This is a genomic window from Streptomyces sp. STR69 (assembly GCF_024519455.1).
Lineage (GTDB): Bacteria > Actinomycetota > Actinomycetes > Streptomycetales > Streptomycetaceae > Streptomyces.
This window is the reverse complement of sequence record NZ_JALJRY010000075.1, coordinates 1-3,268: the sequence shown is the minus strand read 5'-3', so window position 1 is coordinate 3,268 and position 3,268 is coordinate 1. Positions and strand designations below refer to the sequence as shown.

Below are 3,268 nucleotides of genomic sequence, written 5' to 3'. Positions count from 1 at the left end.
CGTCCGCGTCGGCCCAGGCGATGACACCGTTCTGGATGAGACCGCCGATGACGTTGGGCGGCCAGTCGACGACCAGCGCGGAGCGGACCGACAGCTCGTAGTCGTACTCCAGGCCGTCGAAGTCGGCGCCGTTGTCGGTGCGCAGCCAGAAGCGGTTGTCGGCCGTGGTCGCCCGCCGGGCGGAGATGCTGCTGGCCGACTGCGGGGTGAACACGGGTGCCGAGCGGTCCGTCTTGCTGGGGTCGGGGCCCTGGTTCGGGCGGAGGTAGCGGGTGGTGAGCGTGACCGGGAGCTGTGTCTGCCGGACCGAGGCGCGGGTGGTGGTGCGGCCCGCGGCGGTGTGCGACTGCCACTGTTCCAGGCCCGAACCGGGGGTCGAGGAACCCAGCACGGCGGCCAGGTTCTGGGTCCGCCGGGGCACCGCCGTGAGCGTCACCTCGACCAACCGCTCACCGCCGAAGCCGTGGTGGCGGAAGTGGAAGCGGGTGGTGGCCCGGCGCGGGGTGCCGTCCGGGCCACGGCCGGGCAGCGAGCGCAGCCCGGCGGGCGAGGTGAGCTGCGCGACACGACCGTGCACACCCTGCTGGTAACCGGGGTGCCCCGGGGTGACCGCTCCGGGTGCCTCGGCCTCGACCAGCGCGAGCAGTTCACGCCTGATCCGACCGCGCCGCTCCCGCAGGGCGACCGGCCCCAGCGGGATCTGGCCGGCGTTGGGCCCGGTCGTGGGGACGGGTGCGGCGACGGGCCGGTCGTACTCGACGACCGAGAGGACTCCGCCGAGGCCGAGTTCGCGGTTGCGTGTGTACGGCGCCGGGAGGGGCGCCGTCAAGGTCGGGGCGGGCGCGGGGGTGAGCCCCTGCACCGAGCCCATCCACCGTGCGTCGCGGGCGAGTTGGCCCTGGGTCATGAGGAACTGGAGGCCGTCCGGGACGTCCACCACGAAGGTGACGGGCTCGATCGTGCCGGGCTCGCCGACGCCGTTGAGCACGTTCCGGGAGCCGGCGCGGACCGTGACCAGATAGGTGACGTCGGCGACCACTCGATGCAGGTCGCCGCTCTCGGTGGGCGTGCGGTTGACGCCCGTACTGGCGGAGAGGGTGTCGGAGGTGTCGGTACGGGAGACATGGCCGAGCCGTGCCGACGGGTTGAAGAGGCCCTTGTACGACTTGCCGCTGGTCTGGCTGGTGGAGACCGAACCGTCCGACTCAGGACCGGTGTTGCCCTGCCCGGCCGCGTTCACCGGGCCCTTGGGCTGCTTGGGCGGGTTCTGGGTGAGGACTCCGCTACCGCCGAACTGGTGCGATTTCCCCAGGGACTTGAGCTGCTGGGCACTGTCGGTGGCCGAGACGCCCGTCTCCAGATACTGCCGGGTGGTGTCCAGCAGCCGGGGCCGGTGCGCGGCGGCCTGGATCTCCAGCGTGTACTGCCCGTCCGCCAGCGTCCCGGGCAGGCTCAGGCCCTCGACTACGTAGGAGTTCTTGAACAGTTCGTGGCCGTGGGCGACCAGACTGCCCGGCGTGATCGCCGCGTGCCGGGTCTCGGCAGCGCGCGTCCTGCTGTCCGTCAGCCCGCGCCCGGCGAGCGGGGAGACACCGTCGCGTGCGGGCGGGGCGGCGGTCGGGCCGGTTGCGGGAGCCGGGGCCGTGCCGGTGGTCGCAGGGGCGGTGACCGGGAGGATCGGGCCGGTGCCGGTGCCCGTGGCGGCCGGGGGCGTCGGCTGGGCCTGGCGGCGGATGACGGTGGCGGCCCGCTGGAAGGCCGACTCGATGGCCGCGGCCCCGCGCACGGTGTCGATCAGCGCGTCGTCCGGTATCCGCACCAGGTCCGGGCGCGGGACACCGTTGGCGTCGGTGCCGTCGAACCGGGCCATGTCCACCGGGTTGGCCGGACGCGGCGCCCCGTCGACCCGTGCGGGGCGCGTCGCGACGGTCGTCGTCGCAGGGGTGGTCGTGGCAGAGGTCGTCGCAGGGGCCGCCGAGGGCGCGCGGGTACGGCCGTTCGGCACCGCAAGCCGCAGCGAGCCGGTGACGGTCGGCGGGTGGACGACGGGAGGTGCAGGGACGACGGGAGCCGTACCGGTGACGGCCGGGACCGGGGCGACAACGGGTGCCGGGGCGGGGGCCGCCGACCGGTTCACGTTCTGCCCGAACCGCTCGCTGGGCCGGTCACCGTCGTCCGCGTAGAGGTCCAGGGCCAGCCGCACCGGCACGTCGAACGCGTGGGCGTCCTGGCCGGTGGCGATGAAGAACTGGTCGTGCCCGGTGGCACCGCCCACGGTGTCGCCGTGCGTGATCTGCCGGCCGTACTGGTAGTCGCCCCCGAACCCGATGGACCCCCAGGGTCCCGTCGGTCCGCTGACGCTGGCCATCGGTCCGAGCGCACCGCCGTACGACTCACCCCGCTGCTCGGCGTCGCTGCCCGCCATCTGGGCCAGACCCATGACCTGGATGCCCGGCAGGACCAGGTCATGACGGCTGGCCTGCGAGGTGTCACGGACTGCGGTGAGCAGCAGCCGGACCCGACGGACGCCGGTATCGCTCCGGTTGGGCACCTCGAAGTGCAACGCGTGACCGCCGTCCACCATCGAGTCGGTCGCGGCACGCAACCCGGTGCGGGAGCGCGCCTCACGCAACCGGCGCAGGTTGTTGAGCTGGGCGTGCAACCGGATCTGGTGCTCGGGCTCGTGGTCCCGTACGGCCTGCTTCAGCCGCGCGCCGATTCCGGTGGGGCGCGGGGTGGTGGGGGCGGGCGGCAGGAAGCCCTCGCGGCGGAGCCAGTCCTCGGCCTCGTCGAACAGACCGTCCGTGCCGGTGACGTCGAGTGGAGCCGCGCTCAGTCCGATGCCGTCCAACCGCTCCAGCGAGTCCGGGAGTTCACGCGTTTCGTTGGGGGCGGGAGCGCGCCCCGTCGCGTCCGTCTTGCTCAGGACCCGCAGGTCCATGCCGTGCGCCAGGGTCAGCGCCGGTGCCGCCGTCTCGGTGCCGTCCGGCCGGATCAGGGTGACCCGGTAGGTGACACCGGACGGGGTCAGCAGATGGCCCCGGTTGGTGCGGATGGCGTGCATCGTGCCGGCCGAACTGCCCGCGCTGTAGGTGTTGGTGACGGTGGCCTGGGTCTGTCCGCGCAGGCCGAGACTGCCGCCGATGACACTCGACGCGTCCGGATGGCCCTGACTCTGGTCGCCGGTGAGCGCGGCGGCACCGCTGCCGCTGACCCCGAGACCGCTGGTGTACTTCGAGGAGAGGTCCACCTTCGCGGTGTTGACCAG

The 3,268-nt window shown here is 73.3% G+C and carries 1 pseudogene; it reads right to left on the bottom strand.

Going from position 1 to position 3,268, the window contains the following annotated elements:
• Nucleotides 1–3,268 (bottom strand): annotated as a pseudogene (locus OC490_RS48975) (hypothetical protein); the annotation flags it as partial.